Annotated in this window: 22 protein-coding genes, 1 pseudogene and 1 riboswitch; of the genes and pseudogenes, 8 read left to right on the top strand and 15 right to left on the bottom strand. The window is 71.3% G+C overall.

All coding sequences use genetic code 11. The annotated features are described in order from the left end of the window. Window positions 1-20 precede the first annotated feature (20 nt). The 5 genes from ACI2L3_RS28650 to ACI2L3_RS28630 form a co-directional block, all read right to left on the bottom strand. A complete protein-coding gene (locus ACI2L3_RS28650) occupies window positions 21-833 on the bottom strand; it encodes a carbohydrate ABC transporter permease (RefSeq protein WP_404755271.1) in 813 nt (270 codons plus the stop codon). A gap of 14 nt (window positions 834-847) precedes the next feature. After that, window positions 848-1822 carry a carbohydrate ABC transporter permease gene (locus ACI2L3_RS28645; RefSeq protein WP_404755270.1) on the bottom strand — a complete coding sequence of 325 codons (975 nt, stop codon included), beginning with the start codon at window positions 1820-1822 and terminating at the stop codon, window positions 848-850. Continuing rightward, window positions 1819-3156, bottom strand: coding sequence for an ABC transporter substrate-binding protein (locus ACI2L3_RS28640; RefSeq protein ID WP_404755269.1), 1338 nt, complete (start codon window positions 3154-3156; stop codon window positions 1819-1821). Before ACI2L3_RS28640 ends, ACI2L3_RS28645 begins: the two co-directional genes overlap by 4 nt. 83 nt (window positions 3157-3239) lie before the next feature. Beyond that, entirely contained in the window at window positions 3240-4001 is a 762-nt protein-coding gene (locus ACI2L3_RS28635; protein ID WP_404755268.1) for an aminoglycoside adenylyltransferase family protein, read from the bottom strand. A 27-nt stretch (window positions 4002-4028) separates the two neighbouring features. Further along, entirely contained in the window at window positions 4029-4652 is a 624-nt protein-coding gene (locus tag ACI2L3_RS28630; protein ID WP_404755267.1) for a carbonic anhydrase, read from the bottom strand. 319 nt (window positions 4653-4971) lie between these two features. Between ACI2L3_RS28630 and ACI2L3_RS28625 the strand changes: the two genes are divergently transcribed. Together ACI2L3_RS28625 and ACI2L3_RS28620 are read left to right on the top strand one after the other, a co-directional pair. Further along, window positions 4972-5322, top strand: a complete 351-nt coding sequence (locus ACI2L3_RS28625) for a PRC-barrel domain-containing protein (protein WP_404755266.1) — start codon at window positions 4972-4974, stop codon at window positions 5320-5322. 127 nt (window positions 5323-5449) lie between these two features. Beyond that, window positions 5450-5605, top strand: coding sequence for a DUF6131 family protein (locus tag ACI2L3_RS28620; RefSeq protein ID WP_362990556.1), 156 nt, complete (start codon window positions 5450-5452; stop codon window positions 5603-5605). A gap of 130 nt (window positions 5606-5735) precedes the next feature. Here ACI2L3_RS28620 and ACI2L3_RS28615 read toward each other — a convergent pair whose 3' ends face one another. After that, the gene (locus ACI2L3_RS28615; protein WP_263398772.1) at window positions 5736-5864 is read right to left on the bottom strand and encodes an LPFR motif small protein; all 129 of its coding nucleotides are present in this window, start codon (window positions 5862-5864) and stop codon (window positions 5736-5738) included. Window positions 5865-6073: 209 nt separating this feature from the next. On the opposite strand from ACI2L3_RS28615, the gene ACI2L3_RS28610 reads away from it, so the two are divergent. The 4 genes from ACI2L3_RS28610 to ACI2L3_RS28595 all read left to right on the top strand — a co-directional run bounded on the left by ACI2L3_RS28610 (window position 6074) and on the right by ACI2L3_RS28595 (window position 9147). After that, window positions 6074-6391, top strand: coding sequence for a hypothetical protein (locus tag ACI2L3_RS28610; RefSeq protein WP_404755265.1), 318 nt, complete (start codon window positions 6074-6076; stop codon window positions 6389-6391). Window positions 6392-6479: 88 nt separating this feature from the next. Further along, window positions 6480-6971 (top strand): hemerythrin domain-containing protein, encoded by a 492-nt coding sequence (locus ACI2L3_RS28605; protein WP_404755264.1) that lies wholly within the window; start codon window positions 6480-6482, stop codon window positions 6969-6971. 291 nt (window positions 6972-7262) lie between these two features. Beyond that, window positions 7263-8147, top strand: coding sequence for an SGNH/GDSL hydrolase family protein (locus ACI2L3_RS28600; RefSeq protein WP_404755263.1), 885 nt, complete (start codon window positions 7263-7265; stop codon window positions 8145-8147). Between the two features lie 49 nt (window positions 8148-8196). Continuing rightward, entirely contained in the window at window positions 8197-9147 is a 951-nt protein-coding gene (locus ACI2L3_RS28595; RefSeq protein ID WP_404755262.1) for an endo alpha-1,4 polygalactosaminidase, read from the top strand. On the opposite strand, the gene ACI2L3_RS28590 is transcribed toward ACI2L3_RS28595, so the two are convergent. The 7 genes from ACI2L3_RS28590 to ACI2L3_RS28560 all read right to left on the bottom strand — a co-directional run bounded on the left by ACI2L3_RS28590 (window position 9126) and on the right by ACI2L3_RS28560 (window position 15491). Next, window positions 9126-9992 carry an energy-coupling factor ABC transporter ATP-binding protein gene (locus ACI2L3_RS28590; RefSeq protein WP_404755399.1) on the bottom strand — a complete coding sequence of 289 codons (867 nt, stop codon included), beginning with the start codon at window positions 9990-9992 and terminating at the stop codon, window positions 9126-9128. The genes ACI2L3_RS28595 and ACI2L3_RS28590 overlap by 22 nt on opposite strands. A 32-nt stretch (window positions 9993-10024) precedes the next feature. After that, a complete protein-coding gene (gene cbiQ, locus ACI2L3_RS28585; protein WP_404755261.1) occupies window positions 10025-10774 on the bottom strand; it encodes a cobalt ECF transporter T component CbiQ in 750 nt (249 codons plus the stop codon). A 6-nt stretch (window positions 10775-10780) separates the two neighbouring features. Continuing rightward, window positions 10781-11152 (bottom strand): energy-coupling factor ABC transporter substrate-binding protein, encoded by a 372-nt coding sequence (locus ACI2L3_RS28580; RefSeq protein WP_404755260.1) that lies wholly within the window; start codon window positions 11150-11152, stop codon window positions 10781-10783. Then, window positions 11152-11862: an energy-coupling factor ABC transporter permease gene (locus ACI2L3_RS28575; RefSeq protein ID WP_404755259.1), complete on the bottom strand. Its 711-nt coding sequence runs from the start codon at window positions 11860-11862 to the stop codon at window positions 11152-11154. The genes ACI2L3_RS28580 and ACI2L3_RS28575 overlap by 1 nt, the downstream gene beginning before the upstream one ends. A gap of 29 nt (window positions 11863-11891) precedes the next feature. Then, window positions 11892-12076, bottom strand: a riboswitch (cobalamin riboswitch). A gap of 117 nt (window positions 12077-12193) precedes the next feature. After that, complete coding sequence (locus ACI2L3_RS28570; RefSeq protein WP_404755398.1) at window positions 12194-13024, bottom strand: APH(3') family aminoglycoside O-phosphotransferase; 831 nt, start codon at window positions 13022-13024, stop codon at window positions 12194-12196. A gap of 53 nt (window positions 13025-13077) precedes the next feature. Then, complete coding sequence (locus ACI2L3_RS28565; protein WP_404755258.1) at window positions 13078-14652, bottom strand: PTS ascorbate transporter subunit IIC; 1575 nt, start codon at window positions 14650-14652, stop codon at window positions 13078-13080. 29 nt (window positions 14653-14681) lie between these two features. Next, window positions 14682-15491 (bottom strand): PTS sugar transporter subunit IIA, encoded by an 810-nt coding sequence (locus ACI2L3_RS28560; protein ID WP_404755257.1) that lies wholly within the window; start codon window positions 15489-15491, stop codon window positions 14682-14684. Between the two features lie 260 nt (window positions 15492-15751). Here ACI2L3_RS28560 and ACI2L3_RS28555 point away from each other — a divergent pair. Further along, a pseudogene (locus tag ACI2L3_RS28555) lies at window positions 15752-15901 on the top strand (DUF3048 domain-containing protein); the annotation flags it as partial. Between the two features lie 270 nt (window positions 15902-16171). Here the strand turns inward: ACI2L3_RS28555 and ACI2L3_RS28550 are convergent. Together ACI2L3_RS28550 and ACI2L3_RS28545 are read right to left on the bottom strand one after the other, a co-directional pair. Then, a complete protein-coding gene (locus ACI2L3_RS28550) occupies window positions 16172-18391 on the bottom strand; it encodes an MMPL family transporter (RefSeq protein ID WP_404755256.1) in 2220 nt (739 codons plus the stop codon). A 293-nt stretch (window positions 18392-18684) separates the two neighbouring features. After that, on the bottom strand, window positions 18685-20103 hold the full coding sequence (locus ACI2L3_RS28545) for a tetratricopeptide repeat protein (RefSeq protein ID WP_404755255.1): 1419 nt from the start codon (window positions 20101-20103) through the stop codon (window positions 18685-18687). 253 nt (window positions 20104-20356) lie between these two features. Here ACI2L3_RS28545 and ACI2L3_RS28540 point away from each other — a divergent pair, with 253 nt between their 5' ends. Next, window positions 20357-22462, top strand: a complete 2106-nt coding sequence (locus ACI2L3_RS28540) for a M6 family metalloprotease domain-containing protein (RefSeq protein ID WP_404755254.1) — start codon at window positions 20357-20359, stop codon at window positions 22460-22462. The last annotated feature ends 140 nt before the right edge of the window (window positions 22463-22602 follow it).

Here is a 22602-nt window from a genome sequence, read left to right as displayed (position 1 = left end):
CCGGGAAGGGTGGGGTCGGGTCAGCGGGCGGTTGCGGTGATGCCGCGCAGGAACAGGCCGCGGAACACCAGGAAGAGGACGAGGGTCGGCACGGACACGATCAGGGCGCCGGCCAGGATGACGGGCGGGCCCGTCGTGGAGTAGGCCTTGTTGAGGGTGGCCAGGGTCGCCATGACCGGCTGGACCTCGGGGCTGCGGCTGAGGGTGAGGCCGAGGAGCAGGTCGTTCCAGACGGCGGTGAACTGGAAGAGGAAGGCCGCGCCGAGCCCCGCCTTCATCAGGGGGACGTGGACGCGCCAGAAGATCCGCCGGAAGGAGGCGCCGTCGATCAGCGCGGCCTCCGTCAGCTCCGGTGGCATCGTCGTCATCTGATTGCGGATCAGGAAGAAGGCGAAGGGCACCGCCCACGCCGTGTACACGAGCATGAGGCCGAGCCTCGTGTCGTACAGGTTGGCGTCCGCGTACAGCCCGAAAAGGGGGGCGAGGAACATCTGCAGCGGGAAGAGCGTGCCGGAGTAGATCAGCCAGAACCAGAAGGCGGGCCTGGGGATGGGCAGCACGATGACGGCGAACGCCGCCATGGCCGCCACCAGGACCGCCGCCAGGCCGCAGACCACGGCGTAGAGGAGCGACGAGCGGAAGCTGTCGCCGATGCCGGCCGCCTGCCAGGCCGTCTTGACGTTGTCGGCCAGGTCGAAGCCCTGGAAGGTCCAGTCGGGTTTGCCGGTGTAGTCGGCCGCCGGGGTCAGGGCGTTGACGACCAGCAGGTACAGCGGGGCCAGCCAGAGCACCACGCATCCGGCGACGAAGACGTTGCGTACCGCGCGTCCCATGGGACTCCCCCTCCTCAGCTCTTCGCCGTGCGGGTGTCGGGCATCTGGCGGCGCAGATACAGCCAGGACGAGGCGACGACGATCACCGAGAGGACCAGCGCGATGGCCGAGCCGTACCCCACGTGGAACAGCCGGAACGTCTCGCGGTACATGCTCAGCGCGAGGGTCTCGGAGGAGCGGGACGGGCCGCCCTGGGTGAGGATCCAGATCATGTCGAACGCCTTGAGGCTGTTCACGATGGCCATGCCGACCACGACGACGGTCACGGCGCGCAGGCCGGGCAGCGTGATGTACCGGAACATGCGCCAGCCGCTCGCCCCGTCCAGCTCGGCGGCCTCGACCGTCTCGCGCGGGATGGCGCGCAGGCCGATCGCGAAGAGGACGACGTTCAGACCGGTGGCCTGCCAGGTGCTGGCGACGATCATCGAGAGGGTGTTCTGCGGCCACTCCAGGAGCCAGGAGCGGGCCAGGCCGTCCAGGCCGACGCCGCGCAGCGCCTGGTTGAGCGCGCCCTCGGACTGCAGCATGAAGTACCAGACGACGGCGGTGGCGGTGCCGGAGATCGCGTACGGCAGCACGATGATCAGCTGCACGGTGCCGCCCAGCCGCATCCGGTGGGTGGCGACGGCGATGAGGAGCCCGGCGAGGACGGGCAGCAGCAGCGTGCCGGCCACCCACATCAGGGTGTTGAGCAGCGAACGGCCGAAGATCGGGTCGTCGGCGAGGCGCGCGTAGTTGTCGAATCCGGTGAAGCTGCTGGTGAATCCGTTGTCCTCGAAGAAGCTGCCGTAGACGCTGCGGAAGAACGGATAGACGAGCAGCACGCCGACGAAGGCGAAGGCGGGCAGCGCCCAGGGCAGAGCGGCGAGGGGGCCGCCGAGCCTGCCGCCGCCCGCCTTCGCGGCCTGGTGCGGGGTGCGGGTCGGCACCCTGCGGCGCGTCCGCGCGGGCTTCGCGGCGCCGTGCGCGGGGGTCACGGTCTCGGTCACGTCTTCTCCGCCTCCCGCCACACCTGCCAGGCGTCGTCGGCACGGTCCTGCATGGTGCGCAGCGTCTGGCGGTACGAGGACGGGTTCAGGAGGAAGCCCGCGAGGTCGTCGACGGTCGCCTCGACGAGTTCGGGCGGGCCCTGTTCCCAGAAGCGGTTGAGCAGCCACAGTCTGTCGCCGCGGACCTTCTTCGCGAGGGAGGCGATGACCGGGTTGGCCGCCTCGACCTTCGGGTTGGGGCAGCCGTCCTGGAGGGTGTGCGAGAAGGCCTTCATGACCTTGGGGTGCAGCCAGGAGCCGGTGGCCCGCAGCGCCTCCGTGCGGTCGGGGCCCTTGACGGTGGCGAGGAGGGCGCTGGACTCGAAGATGACGGCGGGGCGTGCCTTGGGGTCGGCCATGGGGAGCACGAACGCGCCGAGGTTCTTGCCCGGTCTGCCGCCCGCTGCCGCCAGGGTGGAGCCGAGCCAGGTCCCGCAGGGCACCATGCCGAGCTCGCCGTGCAGCATGGCGGCCGCGGCGTCGGGGTGGTTCGTGTCCATGGGCGTGAACCAGTCCTTGTCGAAGAAGGACGCCACGGTGCGCAGGGCGCGTTCGGCGCGCGGGTCCGTGTACCGCTCGCGGCCGTTCATCAAGTCGGCGTAGAAGCGCGGGTCCTGGCGGCTGAGGATCTCCTGGAACCAGATGAAGGAGGGCCAGCGGTCGCCCGCGGTGCCGTGCAGCGGAGTGATGCCGTTCTTCTTCAGCCGCGCGCAGGCGGTGAGGAAGTCGTCCCAGGTCCGGGGGGCTTCGAGACGGTGTTCCCGGAAGACCTCGGGGTTGTAGTAGAAGACCCAGTACGCGAGGTTCATCGGCAGGCCGTAGACGCGCCGGCGGTAGGTGAACGCGTCGCGCAGGGAGGCGTCGACCCAGCCCTTGGCGACGGCGTCCTCCCACTGCCGGGTCAGGTCGGCGATGCCGCCGGTGCGGGCGAGGTCCTGGAGCCGGTAGCCGGACCAGTACTTGAGCATGTCGGGTGTCCTGTTGGTCCGCAGCGAGGACCGCACGATCTGCTCGAACGACTCCAGGAACGGAATGACCTCGGGGACGAGCCGGGGCGCCGACACCGTCTTCATGGCCGCGCCCGCCGCCGCCATCGGCTTCTCCCACTGCGCGCTGTCACCGAGCACGGCGACTTTCCCGGCGGGCTGTCCCTCGGCGGTGCCGCACGCGGTGGCGAGCGCGCCGGTCGCCGCCGCGGCGGTGGCCAGGAGCAGGGTGCGGCGCTCGAGCGGTCCGGCTGCGCTGTGGGTCCTCGGCGAAGGGGGACGACGCGAAGGGTGACGACTACCTGACATGGATGGACTCCCTCAGGTGTGCCTCAGCCCGGTGTTAGCGTTAACACGGGCGTCTTGGAGCTTCACCTCAGGGGCAGCGGATGTCAATGGGTCGCGAGCCGGCCGATCCGCCGGACGACGTACTGGGCGTGCGGCTCCACCTGCGGAAGGAGATCGTCCCAGCGCTCCTCTTCCTCCCCCAGGTAGACGGCGCGGGCGCGGGCGAGAACCGGCCGGTGCACGGCGGGCAGCCGGGCCAGCGCCCAGTCGGCCGCCGCGTCCTTGGACGTGATGTCGCCCGTGGCCAGGCTCGTCCAGATGCGGGCGAGAGTCAGCAGGACGTTGCGGGTGTCCGTGCCGAGTTCGGCGAGCAGTTCGGGGACGCCGGCGACCATCGCGCGGGCGACGTCCGCGGGCGGTACCGGGTCGAGCACCTGGTCCGGGTCCGGCCCCAGCAGGGCCACGCTTCCCCGAAGCACCATCGTGACCAGAAGCGCGAGATCCGGGCTCGCTCCGGGCTCCGGTGTGCGGCCGCGCAGGTACGCATCGCGCAGCCACTCCCCGTACTGGAACTCGCAGCGGGGCGGGTACGCCCAAGGGCGGATGTCGTCCTGGACGGCGACGGTCAGCTCGACGGGGCGCAGGGGCTCGCCCGGGGCGCCGCTGCCCGACAGGGCGAGCAGACCGTCCGTCAGGGCCTGGCGCTGCCCGGCCGTCGTGCGCCGCCGTGCGACGACGAGGAGGTCGATGTCGCTGTGCGGGCGCAGTCCGCCGAGGACTGCCGAGCCGTGCGGGTACACACCGACGATGTCGCCCGCGCCGAGAACATCGCGCACCAGGCGGACCACGTCGTCGGTCTGCGCCATTCGCCTCTCCGTCCGTCTGCTCGGGGATCAGGCTGCCGGGGTGGCGGCCTGGGTGGCTGAAGGGGTGGTGGTCTGCGTGAGGTCGTCGACGGTGCCGGTGGCGATGTCGTAGACCCAGCCGTGGAGCGTCAGCTCGCCGCGGGCGAGGGCCCGGGCCACCGAGGGGTGGGTGGCCAGGTGGGTCAGCTGGGCGAGGACGTTCTGCCGGGTCAGGGCCGCCACCCGTTCCGCGCCGGTCAGGGAGTCGGACGTACGGGCGAGGGCGGCGTCCGCGTGGCGCAGCCAGTCGGCGACGGCCGGGGCCCCGCCGAGGTCGCGGCCCTCGGCGAGGGCGGTCATCGCGCCGCACGCGGAGTGCCCGCACACCACGACGTCGCCGACGCCGAGGACGGCCACCGCGTACTCGACACCGGCGGCGACCCCGTCGGCCGCGTACGGCGAGTGCGCCGGTACCAGGTTTCCCGCCGTGCGGACGACGAACAGCTGGCCCGGCTCGCGCTGGGTGATCAGTTCGGGCACGACGCGCGCGTCGGAGCAGCCGATGAACAGCGTGTCCGGGGCGTGGCGGGTGGCCAGGCCCGCGAACAGCTCCGCCTTGGCCGGGAAGACGTCCCGCTGGAAGCGTTTCACCCCCGCCGCGAGGTCTCGCATGGCTGCTCCCTCTCGTGTCTCTCGTGATTCCGGTGACTCTAGTGGTCTCCCGCGGGGGCCGATGAAAACCCGCTGGCCACGGTGGTGCCCGACGCCCTCACGCGCGACCCGACCCGAGAAGCGGAATGTTTTTGGTGGTTCCCCGTATTCGGCGCCTCGCCCGTCACGCCGGACACATCCGCCCGGTGTGACGGGTGTTTTTCGGTTCTTCTGTTTGGCGGCGCTCCGACAGGACACCCGGTGTACAGGAGCGGTTGATCATGACGACTCCCTCCGGTATTCAGATTCCGCACCACAGGTATCGACTCAGGAGTCCTGAATGAACAACGAAATGTGGAGCTACGTTCCGACCGCGGGCCACGGCCCGGACGCCGACCTCACCGGGTACAAGGTCGAGGCCGCCGACGGCCACATCGGCAAGGTCGACAAGCATTCCGACGAGGTCGCCAACCAGTACATCGTCGTCGACACCGGAGTATGGATCTTCGGCAAGGAAGTTCTGCTGCCGGCCAGCACCGTCACGGCGATCGACAACGAGGAACGGCGGATCCTGGTCTCGCTCACCAAGGAGCAGATCAAGAACGCGCCCGAGTTCGACAAGGAAAAGCACCTGGGCGACCCGGCCTACCGCGACCAGCTCGGTGGGTACTACAGCGGCCCGGGTCACTGAAACCGGTCGACTCAGCGCTGATCCGCCGGTCAGATCCGCTCTGAACCGCCGGTCAGGGCTCCGTCTCGCCGGTCGGAGATCGCTCGGCAGGCGTACACTTGAAATTGTTCTGAGGGTTGGAGGATCCATGATCGCACTCGGCCTCATCCTGCTCGTCCTCGGTCTGCTGACCGGCGTTTCCATCCTCTGGACCATTGGCGTCGTACTCGTCGTCATCGGTGCGGTCCTGTGGGTTCTCGGAGCCGTGGGGCACTCGGTGGGCGGACGAAAGCATTATTGGTAGCCGAAAGCGGCATCCGGTACCGCGCATCACAGGTCACGGGAAGGGGGCCGGGGTTTTCACCCCGGCCCCCTTCCCGTGACCGCTTGTTTTTTTCGAGCGCCAAATCTTTTCGAGCGCAATTCAGGATTTCTCAGTGATGGCCGTGGGCCGTGTCGGAGGCTCCGCCGAAGAGCCGCGCGACCGCGCGGAACGGCAGGGTGACCACCGTGGCGATGGCTCCACCGATGGCTCGGAGAACATCTGCAATGGCCTTCAGCATGATCGGGCCTCCAAAGAGCAGTAGCCATGGCTCGAGAGCCGTGGCTCAATAGCTGTCAATTGCCATGTGGGGTCACACGGCCTTACACCTCTCGGTTGCCCCACGGCTGATGACAAAAACCGCTCAGCCCCATCCGCCCCACCGCCCCCGCATACTCCCTCTGCGGCCGACGGGAGGCGGACAGCCCGCCGGGTGCTCAGGATGAAGCCATGGCGAACAGCACAGCACGCAACGGCACGCAGCGGACCGACGGCCTCGACGCCGTCACCACCCGCTGGACCGCACGCGACACGTCATCGGCGCACGGACGGCTGCGTGACGCGTTGATCTCCTGGCGGACCTCGCAGCCGCCCGCCTTCACCGACCCACCACCGGGGCCGGCCGGCGAGCACGTACGGCTCGTCGTCGCCCCCGCCGCGCCGGGGGCGCCCGAGGACGCCCTGCTCCTGCACCTCAGCCACAGCGAGGTGGACCGGCTCGTCGCACGACTGCTCGACGACAGCCGGCAGGAAGACACCGCTTCCTGAGCGGCCTCCCTACGGGTGATCCCCGAGCACGGGGTACCCGGCTGCCGAAACGGGAGACCGCTCCCCCAGACCGGAAAGGCAGACCCCCATGACCCCGACGCACGACGTCGTCGAGCTGATCCTCCAGGACCACCGCACGATGGAGGACCTCTTCCGCGACATGCGCAGCGTGGACGCCGACCGGGCCGCCGCGCTCGGCGAGTTCGCCGATCTGCTGATCGCGCACGCCCTGGCGGAGGAGGCCGAGGTGTACCCGGCGCTGCGCCGGTTCAAGAACATCGACGACGAAGAGGTCGAGCACGGCGAGGAGGAGCACGAGGAGGGCAACAAGGCTCTCCTGGCGCTGCTCGAGGTCGAGGACGTCGGCTCGGACGAGTGGGACGAGAAGCTGGAGGAGCTCATCGAGGCCGTCAACCACCACACGGACGAGGAGGAGCGCACCATCCTCAACGGCGCCCGCGAGAACGTGCCCATGGAACGGCGCGAGGAACTCGGCTCGGCCTTCCTCAAGGAGCGCGAGAAGCAACTCTCCGCGCACTGCGGCAACGCGGACAACATCCGCCGCATCCTCAAGGGCTGATTCCGGGACACCGATGCCGATGGGGGCGAGCAGCGCCGGGCGCTGCTCGCCCCCATCGGCATGTGCGGGGAAGGTCCACAAGGCGGAGCGGAAGCTGAGAAAGGCGCCAAGGACGCGCACCGGCGGGTGAGCTTGTCACCCAACTGCCAAGAGTTCGGGCGCGGATACGCACGTGTGCATGTAGTGCACCGCAGAATCGTGCACTACGTTGCCCGAACCCTTTTCGAGCGCCCCCTCATGCCCCACTCCCACCCTCACCCCCGCTTCCTCCCTCCCCGCAGGAGAATCCTCATGCGCATGCCCGCCCCGCGCCGCACAGTGGCGGCCCTCGCCGCCGTCACGGGAATCGCCGCTCTCGGTCTCGGCGCCGGCCCCGCGGCCGCCACCGACACCCGGGACCCGTTGCGCTACGTCGCCCTCGGCGACAGCTACAGCGCCGGTTCGGGCGTGCTGCCCCTCGACACGCGGGCGCCTCTCCTCTGCGCCCGCACGTCGCTGAACTACCCGCACCTCATCGCCGCCTCGTCCGGCGCCCGGCTCACCGACGTGACCTGTGGCGGCGCGCAGACGAAACACTTCACCACGTCGCAGTACCCGGGCGTGGCCCCGCAGTTCGACGCGCTGAAGAGCGACACGGAGCTGGTGACGCTCACCATCGGCGGCAACGACAACAACACGTTCATCAACGCGATCCTCTCCTGCGGCAGCGCGGGCGTCCTCTCCGGCGGCAAGGGCAGTCCGTGCAAGGACCAGTACGGCGACATGTTCAAGGACCAGATCGAGACGAAGACGTACCCGGCGATCAAGGCGTCCCTCAACGAGATCAGGAACAGATCACCGAAGGCGAGGATCGCGATCCTCGGCTACCCGTGGATCACCCCCGCGAAGGCCGTGCCCGGCTGCTTCGCCAAGCTGCCCATCGCGGACGGCGACGTCCCCTACCTCCGTGACGTGCAGACGCACTTGAACGGCGCGGCGCAGCGGGCCGCCACCGAGACCGGCACGACGTTCGTCGACCTGGCCGCCGCGTCCGACGCGCACGACGCCTGTCAGCCCGTGGGCCGGCGCTGGATCGAGCCGGTCCTCTTCGGCACGAACTTCGTGCCCGTGCATCCCAACGCCCTCGGCGAGGCGGGGATGGCCACGGAGGCGGCCAAGGCGCTGAAGCTCTCCTGACCGGACGCCCGGCGCACGGGCCGGGGGCGGGGGCTGCGATCCTGTCCGGGTGACCGTGATCAAGTGGCGTACCAGCAAGAACGGCTCCGCGCGGAGCGACGAGCACCCCTCCGCGCGGCGCTCGGCAGACACCTCGCGCCGCCGACGCACGCGCACCGGTCGGGGTGGCGCGCCGCTCCTCGCCCTTCTCGTCGGAGCCCTCCTCGCCGGATGCGTCGGATGCTCGACCGCCGGGTCCGGCGGACCGGGTGACTCCGGCGGATCCGGCCGCGACGAGGTGCGGCAGCCTCCTGTCGACGCGGCCTTCGACTACCAGCTGGGCGGCCCGTACGCGCCACCGTCGAAGGTGCGCGCCGTCTCGCGCGACCGCACCGCCGACCCCGCCCCGGGCCGCTACAACATCTGCTACGTCAACGCCTTCCAGGCCCAGCCGGGCAAGGCGGCCGCGCGCTGGTGGCAGCGCGAGCACAGCACTCTTCTGCTGCGTGACGAGGAGGGCCACGAGGTCGTCGACGAGGACTGGCAGGAACCCCTGCTCGACATCTCGACGGAGAAGAAGCGCGCGGCGCTCGCGGAGATCGTCGGGAAGTGGATCGACGGCTGCGCGGAGGCCGGTTTCGACGCGGTGGAGCCCGACAACCTCGACTCCTACGAACGCTCGGACGGCCTGCTCACCACCGGTGACGCGGCCGCCTTCGCCCGGCTCCTGGCCCGGCGCGCCCACAGCGAGGGGCTGGCCATCGCCCAGAAGAACACCACCGACCTGCTCGACCACCGCGAGCGGATCGGCTTCGACTTCGCCGTGACCGAGGAGTGCGCGCGCTACAAGGAGTGCCCGGACTTCGTGTCCGCGTACGACGGGAAGGTCTTCGACATCGAGTACGTGACGAAGGACTTCGACACCGCCTGCCAGACGTGGGGCAAGGAGCTGTCCGTCACGCTGCGCGACCGCGACGTCCGGCCCGCGGGCGAGGACGGCTACGTGTACCGGCACTGCTGAGAGTCCGGGCCGGGGGCCCCGGCAGCCATGGCCGCCAACTCCTCCGCGGTACGCGGCTCTTGCGCCGCCTCCGCCGCCAGGCCGTACGTGCGCAGCAGCTCGCCGACGGCGATCCCCCACGGCAGGTGCAGCCCGGCCTCCGCCAGGAGGTCGCGCCGGGCCAGCGTCTCGGCCACCGGCCCGGTCCGCACCCCGGAGGGCGTGAGCAGCGCCGCGTCGTCGGCCCAGCGCAGGGCCAGGTCGACGTCGTGGGTCGCCATCACGACGGTCGTCCCGGTGTCCCGCAGGCCTTGCAGGGTGTCGAGGAGGCGTTCCTGGCCGTCGGGGTCGAGGCCCGCGGTCGGCTCGTCGAGGATGAGCACGCGGGGGCGCATCGCCACGGCTCCGGCGATGGCGGTCCGCTTGCGCTGGCCGTAGGAGAGCAGATGGGTGGGCCGGTCGGCGAGCGCGACGATGTCGAGTGCGGCGAGCGCCTCGGCGACCCGGGCCCGGACCTCGGCGTCGGGCAGGCCGAGGTTCAGCGGGCCGAAGGAGACGTCCTGTCCGACCGAGGCGGCGAACAGCTGGTCGTCCGGGTCCTGCACGACCAGCTGCACGGTGGTCCGCAGCCGGGTCAGGCCCTTGCGGTTGTACGTCACGGGGACGCCCTCGACGGTCAGCTCGCCCGCGGCGGGCCGCAGTCCGCCGCTGAGCAGCCGCATGAGGGTGGTCTTGCCGCTGCCGTTGCGGCCGAGCAGGGCGAGGGCGCGGCCCTCGACGACGTCGAAGTCCAGGCCGCTGAGCACGGTGGGCCCGTCCTCGTACGCGTAGGACACCGCGCGCAGAGCGACCACGGGTTCGCTCACGGCGCTCGTGCCGCTGCCGGCGCTCATGGTGCTCATGGGAGGAACCTTTCCAGTACGAGGGTCAGAGCCACCAGGCCCACGAGCAGTGCCGCGCCCGCGGCCAGGAAGGGCCGGGAGATCCGGGCCTCGGGCACGAGGACGCGCAGGGTGCCGTCGTAGCCGCGCCCGGCGAGCCCGGCCTGCAGCCGGCCCGCCCGGTCGAAGGCCCGCACGAACGCGGTGGCGCCGAGACCGGCGAGGGAGCGCCAGGTCGCGGCGCGGGTGGTGTGGCCGAGCCGGGCGGCCTGCGCCTGCCGGATCCGGCTCATGGAGTCCAGGAGCAGGAAGCTCATCCGGTACGTGACGAGTGCCACGTCCACGACCGGCGCGGGCACCCCCGCCTTCACCAGGCGGGGCAGCAGGTCCGACATCGGCGTGGTGAACGCGAACAGGAGCACGCCGAGCGAGGCGGCGGAGGTCCGCAGGAGCAGACCCCCCGCGCGCGCAGGACCGCCGTCCGCGAACGCCACGAACCCGCCGGGACCGCCGACTTGGACGAGCAGGGTCAGCGCCCCGGTCACGCAGAAGCCGAGCGGCACGCGGTAGGCGCGCCACAGTTTGCCGGGCTCCACGCCCGCCGGGCCGAGCAGCAGCACCAGCGCGGTGACCAGCACCAGGACGGCGCCCGGCCAGGGCGGCAGCGAGATGGCCAGGGCGGTGAGGCCGAGGCCCAGCACGGCCTTGTCCACGGGGTGCCGGCGGCGCCAGCGGCTGCTGTGCGCCGCCGCGTCGATGGGCAGCACGCCGGGTCAGTCCTGCCCGATGTCGGACGGCACTTCTTCCGCCCGCGCCTGTTCCGCGCGTGCCTGCTCGGCGCGTGCCTGTTCCGCGCCCTGGCGGCGTCCCTTGCGCAGCCCGAAGTAGTACGCGAGGACGCCCGCGCCGATGGCCGCCTGGAGGGCGAAGAGTGCCGACTCGACCTCGCCGGACGGGGGTTCGTACAGCGGCGAGAACCACGGTTCGTAGTCCGGCTTCAGCTCGGTGATCGCCGTCTCGGCCTGGGCGTCGGCCCCCGCGAACGGCTCTTCCTCGTCGTCGCCGAGGCCGAGCGCCAGGGGCAGCACCGCGAGCGCGGCGACGATGAGGAGCAGCAGTGTGTTGATCTTCGCGTTCCGGCTCATCAGGCACTGGCCCCCGTCTGCGTCTCGGTCGTCGTGGTGGTCCCCTTGCGCTGCGGCAGTACGCCGAGGCGGGTGAGCTCGCCCTTGCTCGACTGCACGAGCAGGCGCATCACCAGGACGGTGAGCAGGCCTTCGCTGACCGCGAGGGGAATCTGGGTGACGGCGAAGATGCCGCCGAACTTGCCCAGGGCGCCCAGGAACCCGCTGCCGGGGTCGGGGAACGCCAGGGCCAGCTGGACGCTGGTGACGCAGTACGTGGTCAGGTCGGCGACGAACGCCCCGAAGAACACGGTGACCATGAGCGGCACGTCGTACCGCCTGAGGAGCCGGTAGACCGCGTAGCCCGCCCAGGGGCCGATGATCGCCATGGAGAAGACGTTGGCGCCCAGGGTGGTGAGTCCGCCGTGGGCGAGCAGCAGCGCCTGGAAGAGCAGGGTGATGGTGCCGAGCACCGTCATGATCGGCGGCCGGAACAGGATCGCCCCGAGCCCGGTCCCCGTCGGATGCGAGCAACTGCCCGTCACCGAAGGGATTTTCAACGCGGAAAGGACAAACGTGAAGGCCCCGGAGGCGCCGAGGAGCAGCGTGCTCTCCGGGTGTTCCTTGACCTCACGGGTCAGGGAGCGGACTCCGTGGACGACGAACGGCGCGGACGCTACGCCCCAGGCGATCGCGTGCGCCGGCGGGAGGAAACCCTCGGCTATGTGCATGGCTCAGCAGACCCTCTCCAGCACCTCGTGGATGGACAACGTGCCTTGGCCGGTCTCCTGGCTGACGGGTCGTACCGACCGGACTCCGCCTTCCCGGGTACGTGCGTACCCAGTGGCTGCCGCGAGGGCTGGAGCCGGACTTCCCGATCACAGTGGCGAGGGCCGCACCGGCATCACACCGGATTTCCCGAGCACCAAGGCGTGGTGACACTAGTGCGCAACTGATCTGCCTGACAACTTGCACGGCGGTCACGGCGGTGGCACACCCGAGCGCACACCACCACCGCGTACGCCCCTGCTCAGAGGCCGCCCGGCCGTCCGGCCCGCCCGGTCAGAAGAACTCGTCGAGCAGCCGGTAGAAGGCCAGCTTCCGGTCGTCGATCACGTCGGCCCCGGCTGCCGTCCGCTCCTCGTACCGCCGCAGGAACCGTTCGGCGTGCGCCGGTCCGAACCAGGGGTCCTCCTCGTGCGTCAGCTCCCGCAGCGCAATGGCGAGGTCGGTGTGCCGGTCCGCCCGGCCGAGCCGGACGACGTCGATGACTCCGGTGACGCGGCAGGTCGTCGGGTCGAGCAGGACGTTCTCCGGGGTGAGGTCGCCGTGGGCGACCACCGGGTCCTCCGCCGCCGGGCGGGTGCGGTGCAGTTCGTCGAGGAGGTGCTGCCCGGACCAGCCGGCGCGTTCGTCGTCGAGGTCGTCCAGGTCGATGAGATCGTCGGCGACGTTGCGTGCGGCCTGCTCCATGGTGACCGTCAGGCCGCGGTCGAACGGGCAGTCCGCCAGGGGCAGTCCGTGCAGGGCCGCGGCGAGGTCGGCGAGCGATTCCGCCACCGCGAACCGCTGTTCCGGAGGCCACTCGTCGGCGGCCGGCCTGCCGGGCACCGCCTCGGTCACCAGCCACGCCAGGCGGTCGTCGGCGCCGCGCTCGACGATGCGCGGCACGGGGATGCCCCGGCCGGCCAGCCAGGCGAGGCGGTCGGCCTCGCCCGCGAGTTCGGAGGGCGAGCCGTCGTGGGGGACGGGGGCCGTCTTCACGTACAACTCGGGTTCGGCGGCTCCGGCTCCGGCTCCGGTGAGGTGGTGCACCTCGGCGGCCGATGCGCCGTCCGTCGCGGAAGTCCATCGGTACGCGGCGTACCTCCGCCGCAGATCGCTGCTCATGATCGGCATCATGGCAGGCGGCTCCCTGCGGCCCCCACCCGATATTTCCGGCCGTTCTAGGCCCGGCCGGGCGGCGGAGGGGGCTTCGGCGCTCCGCGCGGGGCTGCGATCTTCGCGTACGCGGGCGCGGAGTCCCCGGAGGCCGTGTCGGCGGCCGGGGTGCGGGCCACGTCGTTCGGCGGCAGCAGCGCGTCGCGGTGGGCGCCGGGGTCCCAGCCGGTCTCCACGACCCGCTTCTGGACGACGATCGCGCCGAGCAGGACGGCCGCGCCGATCAGCAGCATCAGGACGATTCCGCCGGTCTCCCCCGTCTTGGCCGCGTAGCCGACGAGCGTGCCGAACCAGCCGAAGTCGGCGTCGCCGAAGGTCGTGTTCTCCTCGCCGAAGGCGCCGAGGACCTTCAGGAGCAGCGCGGGCAGGAAGGTGATGAGGACGCCGTTGACGAAGGCGCCGAGTGCCGCGCCGCGGCGGCCGCCGGTCGCGTTGCCGTAGACACCGGCCGCGCCGCCGGTGAAGAAGTGCGGGACCAGGCCGGGCAGCACGAGGGCGAGCCCGAAGGCCGGGTGGAAGATCCAGGCGAGCAGGCCGAGGCTGACGAGGCCGCCGACGAAGCTGCAGATGAAGCCGACGAGGACGGCGTTCTGCGCGTACGGGAAGACGATGGGCGCGTCGAGGGAGGGCACCGCGCCGGGCACGAGTCTCCGGGCGATGCCCTGGAAGGCGGGGACGAGTTCGCCGAGGATCGTGCGGACGCCGAAGAGGATCACGGCGACGGCGATGCCGAACTGCAGGCCCTGCATGACGGACTGCATGACGTAGTCGCCGACGCCGCTCGCACCCGCCGCGCCGCTCTCGCCGAAGGCCTTGAACGCCTCCTCCTTGCCGGCCTTCCCGAGGAAGACCAGCGACATGATGAGGTAGATCAGGACCATGGACAGGGCGGTCGCGACCATCGAGTCGCGCAGGAAGCGCAGCCCTTCGGGGAGGTTCATCTCCTCCGTGCTGCGGCTGCGGCGGCCCACCAACTGTCCGGTCGCGCCCGCCGCGATGTACCCGGCCGTCCCGAAGTGGCCGATGGCGACGCTGTCGTTGCCGGTGACGCGCTTGGTCCAGGGGTGCGCGAAGGCGGGCAGGGACACCAGCAGGATGCCGAGCAGTACGCCGCCGACGACGACCACGACCCACGACGACCGGCCCGCGACGGCAAGGACCATCGTCAACAGCGTTGCCATGAACAGCATGTGATGACCAGTCAGGAAGACGTACCGCAGCGGAGTGAAGCGGGCGAGGAGCAGGCTGACCGCGAAGCCGAGGATCATCAGCCAGGCGACGCGGGCGCCGTACTGCTCCTGTGCGATGCCGACGATGGCCTCATTGGTGGGGATCACGCCGTGCGCCCCGGTGGCGCCCTGGATCATGTCGCCGAGCGGGGCGAGGGCGCCGACGACGAGTGTCGCGCCCGCCCCGATCAGCAGGAAGCCGAGTGTCGCCTTGATGGCTCCCCCGACGATCTGCCCGGCGGGCTTCCGCAGGGCGATCAGGCCCGCGGCCGTGATGAGGCCGATGAGGTAGGCGGGTTGGCTGAGGATCTCGTCGACGAGAAACTCGGCGGTCGACACGAGCCAGTCCATGGTGGTTCTTTCTCCTTGCCCGGTACGGGTCAGACGTCGTACGTGTCCCTGAGCACGCGGTCGGCCTCCGCCGCGCTGGTGAAGTCCTCGACGACCTTCACCGGGATCCCCACGTCGCCGAGCGTCCTCGCGATCTCCCGCGAGGTGAGGATGGCGACGGCCTCGTCCGCCCGGCCCCTGGCCGAGATGGTGTCCGTCGCCTCGACGGTGACGTAACGGCTCCATCCCCAGCGGTCCAGGACGCCCTCGACGGTCTGCTTGAGAAACAGGCTCGTGCCGACGCCGTTGCCGCACACGGTCAGGATCCTGTGCAGGTCGTCGCCGCGCCGATCCCCGCCGCGCGCCGCCTCCTCACTCGGCCCCGGCCGAACAGCCGCGCCGCCACCACCGCCACCGCCGCCGAGGATCGCGTGCACCGCCCGTGGAGTGGGTGCCTCGCGCAGGGCGCGTGCCGTCTCGGGGTCGGCGAGCAGCCGGGCGAGCGCGCCCATCGCCGCGGTGTGTTCGGCGGCGTCCCGCGCGGCGAGGCCGACGACCAACTCGACCGGGTCGTTCGCCTCGTGCCCGAACTCGACGGGGTCCGCGAGGCGCACCCAGGACATGCCGGTGCGCAGGACGGCGGGCGAGGGTCTGGCGTGTGCGAAGGCGAGCCCTGGCGCGATGACGATGTAGGGCCCGTTCTCCTCGACGTTCTCGATCATTTCCGCGGTGTACCTGTCCGTGGCGGCGCCCGTGGCGGCCATCAGGCCACCGGCGTGCCGGACGGCCGCGCGCCAGTCGGCCGCCGGGGCGTCGAGGAGCACGGCTTCCAGGGGGAGGATCTCGCTCAGTGCTGCCATGCGCATGATTCTCTCCGACGGGTGCGCGGCTCGGCAGATCCGGGGCGCAGGGCGGTTGCCGGTGCGAATGTCGCCGCTGGCGGCGGGGCCACGCGGGACGTCCGGGGGTGGCCCCATGGCCCCCGGAGGTAGACCTGCGGCACCGGAGACGCCTTGCAGGCTGCGACAACGGTCCGGGCCACCCGCCGTACCCGCCTCACCACCGGAGCCCTCGCGCTGGTCGCCACCGCGACGCTCGCCGTCGGCCCGCCTTAGGCCCGGTGCTCGCCGTCGAGTTCGACAAAGCGCGCCGGGCCAGGCCGCACACCGGACTCGACCAGGCCGACATCGTCTACGTGGAGAAGGTCGAGGGCGGTATGAGCCGCCTGATGGGCGTGTACTCCAGCAAACTGCCCCCGGCGATCGGCCCGGTGCGCAGCTCGCTGTGGAACGTGCTCAGGAAGGCGCCGCTGTACGCCCGTTCGTACGACCACGTCCCCGGCGCCTACTTCCGCGACAGCACGCGCCCCGCCCCGCACCACCTCTTCGTCCACTCTGGATGGTCTACGCGGACCGCCGCTGACGCCGCGACGGGGAGGGAAGCCCCTGCCCCGGAAAAAGGGCCGGGCGGGCCGCCCGGGCCACTCCCACTGTCCACGTGGGGTGTCCCGGCCGGCCCGCCCGTACGGAGCGGTGCTGCGTCACCTGCCCACAGGCTCGAGCTCCCGGTCCTTCTCCGCGTCGGACGGCCCCGTGTCGCCGAGGTTCCTGTGGAGCTTCTCCCCCTCCACGTCGACGTTCGGCAGCGCCTTGTCCAGCCAGCGCGGCAGCCACCAGGCGGACTTGCCGAGCAGGGCGAGGACGGCGGGCACGATCGCCATGCGGACGACGAAGGCGTCGAAGAGGACGGCGACGGCCAGACCGAAGCCCATCATCTTGATCATGTCGTCGTTCTCCATGATGAAGCCGGAGAAGACGCTGATCATGATGACCGCGGCCGCGGCCACGACCCGTCCGCCGTGCGTGAAGCCGGTCACGACCGACTCGCCGGGGCGCGCCCCGTGGACGTACGCCTCGCGCATCCGGGTCACGAGGAAGACCTCGTAGTCCATCGCCAGGCCGAAGACCACGCCGATCATGAAGATCGGCATCATGCTCATGATCGGGCCCGGCTGGTCGACGCCCACGACGTCCGCGAGCCAGCCCCACTGGAAGACCGCGACCACGGCGCCGAGCGCGGCGGCCACCGAGAGCAGGAAGCCGAGCGCCGCCTTGAGCGGGACGAGGACCGAGCGGAAGACCAGCATCAGGAGCAGGAACGCCAGGCCGACGACGAGACCGAGGTACGGCAGGAGCGCGTCGTCCAGGGTCTGCGAGAAGTCGATGGTCATCGCGGTCTGGCCGGTGACGAGGATCTCGGAGCCGGTGTCGGACCCGAGGCCGTCGGCGGTCGAGCGGATCGTCTTGACCAGTTCCTCGGTCTCGTGGTCGCTCGGGCCGGTCTCCGGGACGACGTTCATGATCGCGGTGTCGCCGGCCTTGTTGGGCTGGGCGGGCGTCACGGCGGCGACGCCGTCGATCTTGGCGATCGAGTCGCCGACGGACTTGGCGGCTCCCGCCACGTCGGCGTCCTTGCTGATCGTGACCATCAGCGGGCCGTTGAAGCCGGCGCCGAAGGACTCGGACAGCATGTCGTACGCCTTGCGCTGGGTGGTGTCCGGCGCCGAGGAGCCCTCGTCGGGCAGGCCGAGCTCCAGGCTGGCGGCCGGGACGGCCACGGCGCCGAGGCCGATGACGGCGACAAGGAGCACGGAGAGCGGGTGGCGCAGCACGAAGCGCGCCCAGCGGGTGCCGAGCTTCGGCTTGGCGTTCGGGTCCTGCAGCTCGCTCGCGGACTTCTTGCGGTCCTTGCGGCGGAGCACCTTGCGGCCCGCGAAGCCGAGCAGCGCGGGGATCATGGTGAGCGCGATGAGGACGGCGATCACGACGGTGGCCGCCGCGGCCAGACCCATCTTGGTGAGGATCGGGATGTTGACGATCGCGAGGCCCGAGAGGGCGACGACGACGGTGAGGCCGGCGAACACGACGGCGGAGCCCGCGGTTCCGGTGGCCCGGCCCGCCGCTTCCTCGGGTTCGCGGCCCTCGGCTATCTCCGCTCGGTAGCGGGAGACGATGAAGAGGGCGTAGTCGATGCCGACGGCGAGGCCGATCATCATCGCGAGCGTGGAGGTCGTGGCGGAGAGGTCCAGGAGGCTGCCGAGCGCCGCGATGCCGGAGATGCCGATGGTCACCCCGATGATCGCGGTGAGCAGCGGCATGCCGGCGGCGACGAGCGAGCCGAAGGTGAGGAGCAGGACGACCGCGGATATCGCGATACCGATGAGTTCGGCGGTGCCGCCCATCTCCTGCTCGGCCATGACGGCGTCGCCGCCGGTCTCGACCGTGAGGCCCGCCTTGCGGGTCTGGTCGGTGGCCTTGGTCAGCGCGTCACGGGCTTCGTCGGTGAGCTCGGTGGCGGGCACCTTGTAGGTGACCGACGCGTAGGCGGTGGAGCCGTCCTTGCTGACGGTCTTGGCCTTGTACGGGTCGTCGACGCCGACGACCTGCGGCCCCTTGCCGATGGCCGCGATCATCTTCTCGACCTCGGCCTTGGGCTCGGCGGAGTCGATCTTCTCGCCCTCGGGGGCGCGGATGACGACTCGGGCGCTCGCGCCGTCGGCGCTGGCGTCGGGGAAGCGCTCCTCGAGGCGGTCGAAGGCCTTCTGCGACTCCGTGCCCGGCATCGAGAAGGAGTCTTCGGGCGCGGCGGGTGCGGCCGAGGCGGCGAAGATGGCTCCGGCCATCAGCGCCACCCAGAGCAACGCCACATAGCGGCGTCGCCGGAAGGCGAGGCGGCCTAGTTTGTACAGGAACGTAGCCACGGCGAAAGGGACTCCCGTCGAGTTCGGCAGGCGTGGACGACCCTCTGCCGGTGCGATCGGCGCACGTCAGCGGGTCCAGCAGGATGCCTCTCCATCCTCACTGCCGATTGCGGGCCCCAAGTCCGCCTGCGAGCCGGACTATCGGCCCACGGTCGCTGTACTGCACTGCGCGCGGAGTCATCCCATGGGAGGAGAGCGGATCTCCCTTTCTAGGCCACAGGGTGCAGTCACGTGTCAACGGTTTCTGCATCATTGGCGCGGAATGGTCGGCTCCCCTTGTGTCGCGCCGCAGCTCAGCGCTTGAGGGCCGCCACGCCCTTGGCGGATTGGCCGGCCGCCCTCGCGCGGGCCGCGGCGGCCCGCGCGCCCTCTCCGAGCGCGTCGGCCAGGCGCGCCTGCGCCAGCCAGTTGTACGGGCAGTCGGGGCGCAGGCTGATGCGCTCGCTCAGCAGCGTGCGGGCCAGTTCGTGGCGGCCCGCGCGCAGGGCGGCCTCCAGCAGCGTCTTGTGCACGGCGTCGCGCTGGGCATGGCTTCCGCCGTACTCGCCCAGGCGGTGCCGGACGGGGAGCAGGAGGTCCACGGCCCGGTCGTAGTGGTGCTGCCCGTAGGCGATCAGGGCGCGGCAGACGGGCAGTCCGACGTCCGCGGTCATGGCGTGATTGGACTGGCGTGATCCGCTGTCCGCGACATAGCGCTCGCGCTCGCGCACCAGGCGTTCGGCTTCCGCGGTGCGGCCCGCGCCGGTGTACGCCATCACCGCGTGCACGTCGTTGAAGGCGTAGTACGCGCCGTCGTGGCGGGCGGCCCAGGCGTCGGCGAGCCGCTGCCACCGGTCCCCCGCGTCGTGGCCGGAAAGGTACAGCCGCCACAGCAGGGACGCGGCGTCCAGGAGCTCCATCGCCGCGCCCGTCGACCCCTCGGGGTGCAGGGCGGTGTCGTAGATCTCCAGTACGCGGGGGACGTCACCGGCCTCCAGGGCGTAGAGGCAGTAGTGCCACCAGTTGTGCACGTTGAGGTAGTTGCCCGTGGCCCAGTCCTCGGTGCGGGCGTCCAGGTGGCGGATGCCGTCGGCGAACCGGCCCTGCATCTCGTAGGTGTGCACCACGGCGTGGACGGCCCAGACGTCGCGCGGCCGGCGGTCGAGGGCGGCGAGGCCGGTGTCCCTGGCCTGTTCGTAGTGGCCGGCTTCCTCCAGGCCGAAGGCGTACATGCCGAGGACGGGGCCATAGTGCGGGTCCGCCGTGTCCCAGGCGGAGAGCGCGCCGCCGATGCGGTCGCGCAGCCGTGGCGCGTCGCCGGTGAAGAAGTCGATCTGGTGGCCGACGGCCAGGGCGAGCACGTCGCGCGGGTACTCCACGGAGATCTCGCCGAGCACCCGTCCCGCGTGGTGGATGTCGCCCCTGAGCCAGGAGGTGGCGGCGGCGACGTGCATCCGCTCGCGCGGGGTCGTCTCGCCGCGGTGGACGTGTTCCGTGAAGCGCTCGAAGGCGGCGCGGGCGTCGGCGGCGTCCTTCTCCTCGGTGCCGAGGAGGCCGAGGTGGGCGGCGAGGACGTGGCCCATGACCGAGCGCGGTGCGGCGGCCAGCATCCGCCGGGAGGCGTCGGCCACCTCGGGGCGGAAGAGAAGGAGGTGTTCCAGGGCTTGTTCGTAGTGGTCGACGGCCTCGGTGCTGGTGCGTGACATCGGGTGACCGTGCCGGTCGTCCGCCATGGGTCGGCTCCTTCCGCGGGGGTGGCGCTGAGCGGCCGGGTGTGCGGCTCGCCGAGCGACAGGAAACCAATCCTGCCCGCCGCTGAGGCACTTGACGCACCGTGACGGGCGCGTGGCCTGTCACAGGAACGGCCCAATCGGCACTCTGGCATCACCGCTGCGGGCGGCTTACCTTTGCAGCGGATGACGCACCACTCGAACGGCTTGTCATGCACTTGTCCATTTTGCCCCGGCAAGAGGCACGAGGTGAGCCATGTTCCTCCGTCACAGACGCACCGCGCGCGGACCCTCCGCCCGTCCGCGCCGCGGCCCGGCCCGTCGCACCACCGTCGTCGCCGCCGTCCTCGCCGCCCTGGCGGCCGCCGCCGTCGGCACGGCACGGGCGACGCCCGACGACACGGGCGCCACCGGCCGGGACGACCGGGCCCGGCCGTCCCTGGCCCGGCCCATCGACCCGCAGAACTGGCGCAACCCCGACGACATGACCTGGCGCGAGTACCGCTCCGTCCCCGGCACCGACTGGGCCGACCCCGGCCTCGAACCCACCGACCGGACCGTCAGGGGCGCGCTGGTGCTCCTCGACTACCCCGACGAGGAGTTCACCGTCAGCCGGCCGCCCGGCTCGACCGTCTTCGGCAACCCCCAGCCGGCCGCCGCCAACGTCCCGCGCGCCCGACTGCCCAAGTTCTACGAGGACTTCCTCAACAAACCCGGCGCGCTCAACCGCGGCCACACCATCAACGAGTACTGGATGGAGGACTCCGGCGGCCGCGTCGGCGTCGACCTGGAGGCCTTCGGCGTGTACCGCATGCCGTTCAAGTCCTTCCAGTACGGCATCGAGCCCGCCATGAATCCCGGCGCCTGCCCGACCGGCACCACCTGCGGCAAGGACATCCGCGAAAACGCCAGGGCGGCCTGGGTCGCCGAGGTCGGCGAACCGAAGGCCGCCGAGTTCGACTTCGTCTTCTACCTCACCGCCGGGCAGGACGAGTCCTCCACCTGGCAGGAGTTCGGCCAAATGAAGTTCGGCTCCGAGGGGCAGGTACCGGCCGCCTGGGGACCACCCTCCCCCATCGCCTCCGGCGCCAACTCCGCCGCCACCCGCTACGTACCGTGGACCTCCTGGCAGGCCGCGGCCCGTATCTGGCCCAACGCCACGGACGGCTCCTCCACCCAGGCCGAGAGCTCCGGCATGGGGGTGTACGCCCATGAGCTCAGCCACATCCTGGGCATCGGCGACAACTACAACAACCCCTACGGCAAGCCCTTGAGCCGCGCCTACACCGGCATCTGGAGCATGCTCTCGCGCGGCTCGTTCAACGGCCCCGGCGGGCCGCACACCCGCTGGAAGATCCCGGCCACCGAAGGCGGCTCGATGGGCTCCCAGCACATCCTGCGGGACAAGCTCCAGCTCGGCATCGTGGACGAGAAGAACGTGCTGCGCCTGGACCGCGACGCGCTCGACGACTCCGGGATGGCCGTCGCCAAGGTCACCGCGCGCTCCGCGCCGCCCGGCGCGAAGGGCCTGGCGGGCGTCAACATCGCCATGTCCCGCGACCTGTCCCCCGCCTGCGACCGCGGCACCGATCCGCTGTGCGACGGCGGCGGCTACGACAACTACACCCTCGAGGTCGTCGACCGCATGGGCATGGACTCCTTCACCCCGGACAACGGCGTGCTGATCACCAAGACCAAGAACGAGGACCGGGCGCCCTTCGCCTGGGTGATCGACGCCCACCCCGAGGACATCGACATGGTCGACTTCACCCGCCCCGACGGCACCCCGCAGAAGATCACCATGGGCGACTACCGCCAGCTCAGCGACGCGCTCTTCCACGCCGGAGCGGACTCCGGCAGCTCCTACGAGTACGTCGACCGCGCCAACCGCCTGCACTTCTACGTCACCGACATCCACCGCACCCGCTCGGGCGTGCTCTCCTACACGATCGCCGTCAAGTCACTGGACGGCGCGGGCCCGCAGCGCCGCGGCACCGCGCTGGGCCGCGGCGAGGCAGCCGGCAACCCCGTCAAGAGCCGCGCCACCTGCACCTTCCCGCTGACCAACACCGGCCGCGCACTGTCCGACCCGCCGGGCGACCACCCCGAGGACGTCGCCCGCCACCTCGACTCCGACGTCTACCGGCTCTCCGCCAAGACCTCCGGCCGAGGCTGGTCCGCCTGGCTGCCCAACAAGCTGACCACCGCCAGGGCGGGCGCCACGGTCGACGTGGACGTCGCCGTCACCGCGAAACCGGACGCCCGCCCGCAGGGCCGCCTCACCCTCACCGCCCGCTCGGTGAGCGACCCGGACAAGACGGCCACGGCGACCTGCGCCCTGGCCAGGAAGGGCGGTCACTGACAGCGCCACCGCGCGTTCTTCCGCCGTGGCGGGGCCCCCCGCGGGCCGGGGGGGCCGGCCCGGGGCCGGCGGGCTACCGCAGGCCGAGGGGCGACGGGCCGGGCCCGGGCCCGGCCCGGCTCGTGGGCCCCGCGGGGGCC

Origin of the sequence: Streptomyces sp. NPDC029674 (genome assembly GCF_044903205.1) — a bacterium.
Taxonomy (GTDB): Bacteria; Actinomycetota; Actinomycetes; order Streptomycetales; family Streptomycetaceae; genus Streptomyces.
Note: the sequence above shows the minus strand (reverse complement) of the source record. Positions and strands in the feature narration are given on the sequence as shown.

Bases quoted from the DNA above. Each gene is read 5' to 3' on its own strand.
- ACI2L3_RS28650 (WP_404755271.1), bottom strand. From the start codon at position 833: ATGGGACGCGCGGTACGCAACGTCTTCGTCGCCGGATGCGTGGTGCTC.
- ACI2L3_RS28640 (WP_404755269.1), bottom strand. From the start codon at position 3,156: ATGTCAGGTAGTCGTCACCCTTCGCGTCGTCCCCCTTCGCCGAGGACC.
- ACI2L3_RS28635 (WP_404755268.1), bottom strand. From the start codon at position 4,001: ATGGCGCAGACCGACGACGTGGTCCGCCTGGTGCGCGATGTTCTCGGC.
- ACI2L3_RS28630 (WP_404755267.1), bottom strand. From the start codon at position 4,652: ATGCGAGACCTCGCGGCGGGGGTGAAACGCTTCCAGCGGGACGTCTTC.
- ACI2L3_RS28625 (WP_404755266.1), top strand. From the start codon at position 4,972: ATGAACAACGAAATGTGGAGCTACGTTCCGACCGCGGGCCACGGCCCG.
- ACI2L3_RS28620 (WP_362990556.1), top strand. From the start codon at position 5,450: ATGATCGCACTCGGCCTCATCCTGCTCGTCCTCGGTCTGCTGACCGGC.
- ACI2L3_RS28615 (WP_263398772.1), bottom strand. From the start codon at position 5,864: ATGCTGAAGGCCATTGCAGATGTTCTCCGAGCCATCGGTGGAGCCATC.
- ACI2L3_RS28610 (WP_404755265.1), top strand. From the start codon at position 6,074: ATGGCGAACAGCACAGCACGCAACGGCACGCAGCGGACCGACGGCCTC.
- ACI2L3_RS28605 (WP_404755264.1), top strand. From the start codon at position 6,480: ATGACCCCGACGCACGACGTCGTCGAGCTGATCCTCCAGGACCACCGC.
- ACI2L3_RS28600 (WP_404755263.1), top strand. From the start codon at position 7,263: ATGCGCATGCCCGCCCCGCGCCGCACAGTGGCGGCCCTCGCCGCCGTC.
- ACI2L3_RS28580 (WP_404755260.1), bottom strand. From the start codon at position 11,152: ATGAGCCGGAACGCGAAGATCAACACACTGCTGCTCCTCATCGTCGCC.
- ACI2L3_RS28575 (WP_404755259.1), bottom strand. From the start codon at position 11,862: ATGCACATAGCCGAGGGTTTCCTCCCGCCGGCGCACGCGATCGCCTGG.
- ACI2L3_RS28565 (WP_404755258.1), bottom strand. From the start codon at position 14,652: ATGGACTGGCTCGTGTCGACCGCCGAGTTTCTCGTCGACGAGATCCTC.
- ACI2L3_RS28560 (WP_404755257.1), bottom strand. From the start codon at position 15,491: ATGGCAGCACTGAGCGAGATCCTCCCCCTGGAAGCCGTGCTCCTCGAC.
- ACI2L3_RS28545 (WP_404755255.1), bottom strand. From the start codon at position 20,103: ATGGCGGACGACCGGCACGGTCACCCGATGTCACGCACCAGCACCGAG.
- ACI2L3_RS28540 (WP_404755254.1), top strand. From the start codon at position 20,357: ATGTTCCTCCGTCACAGACGCACCGCGCGCGGACCCTCCGCCCGTCCG.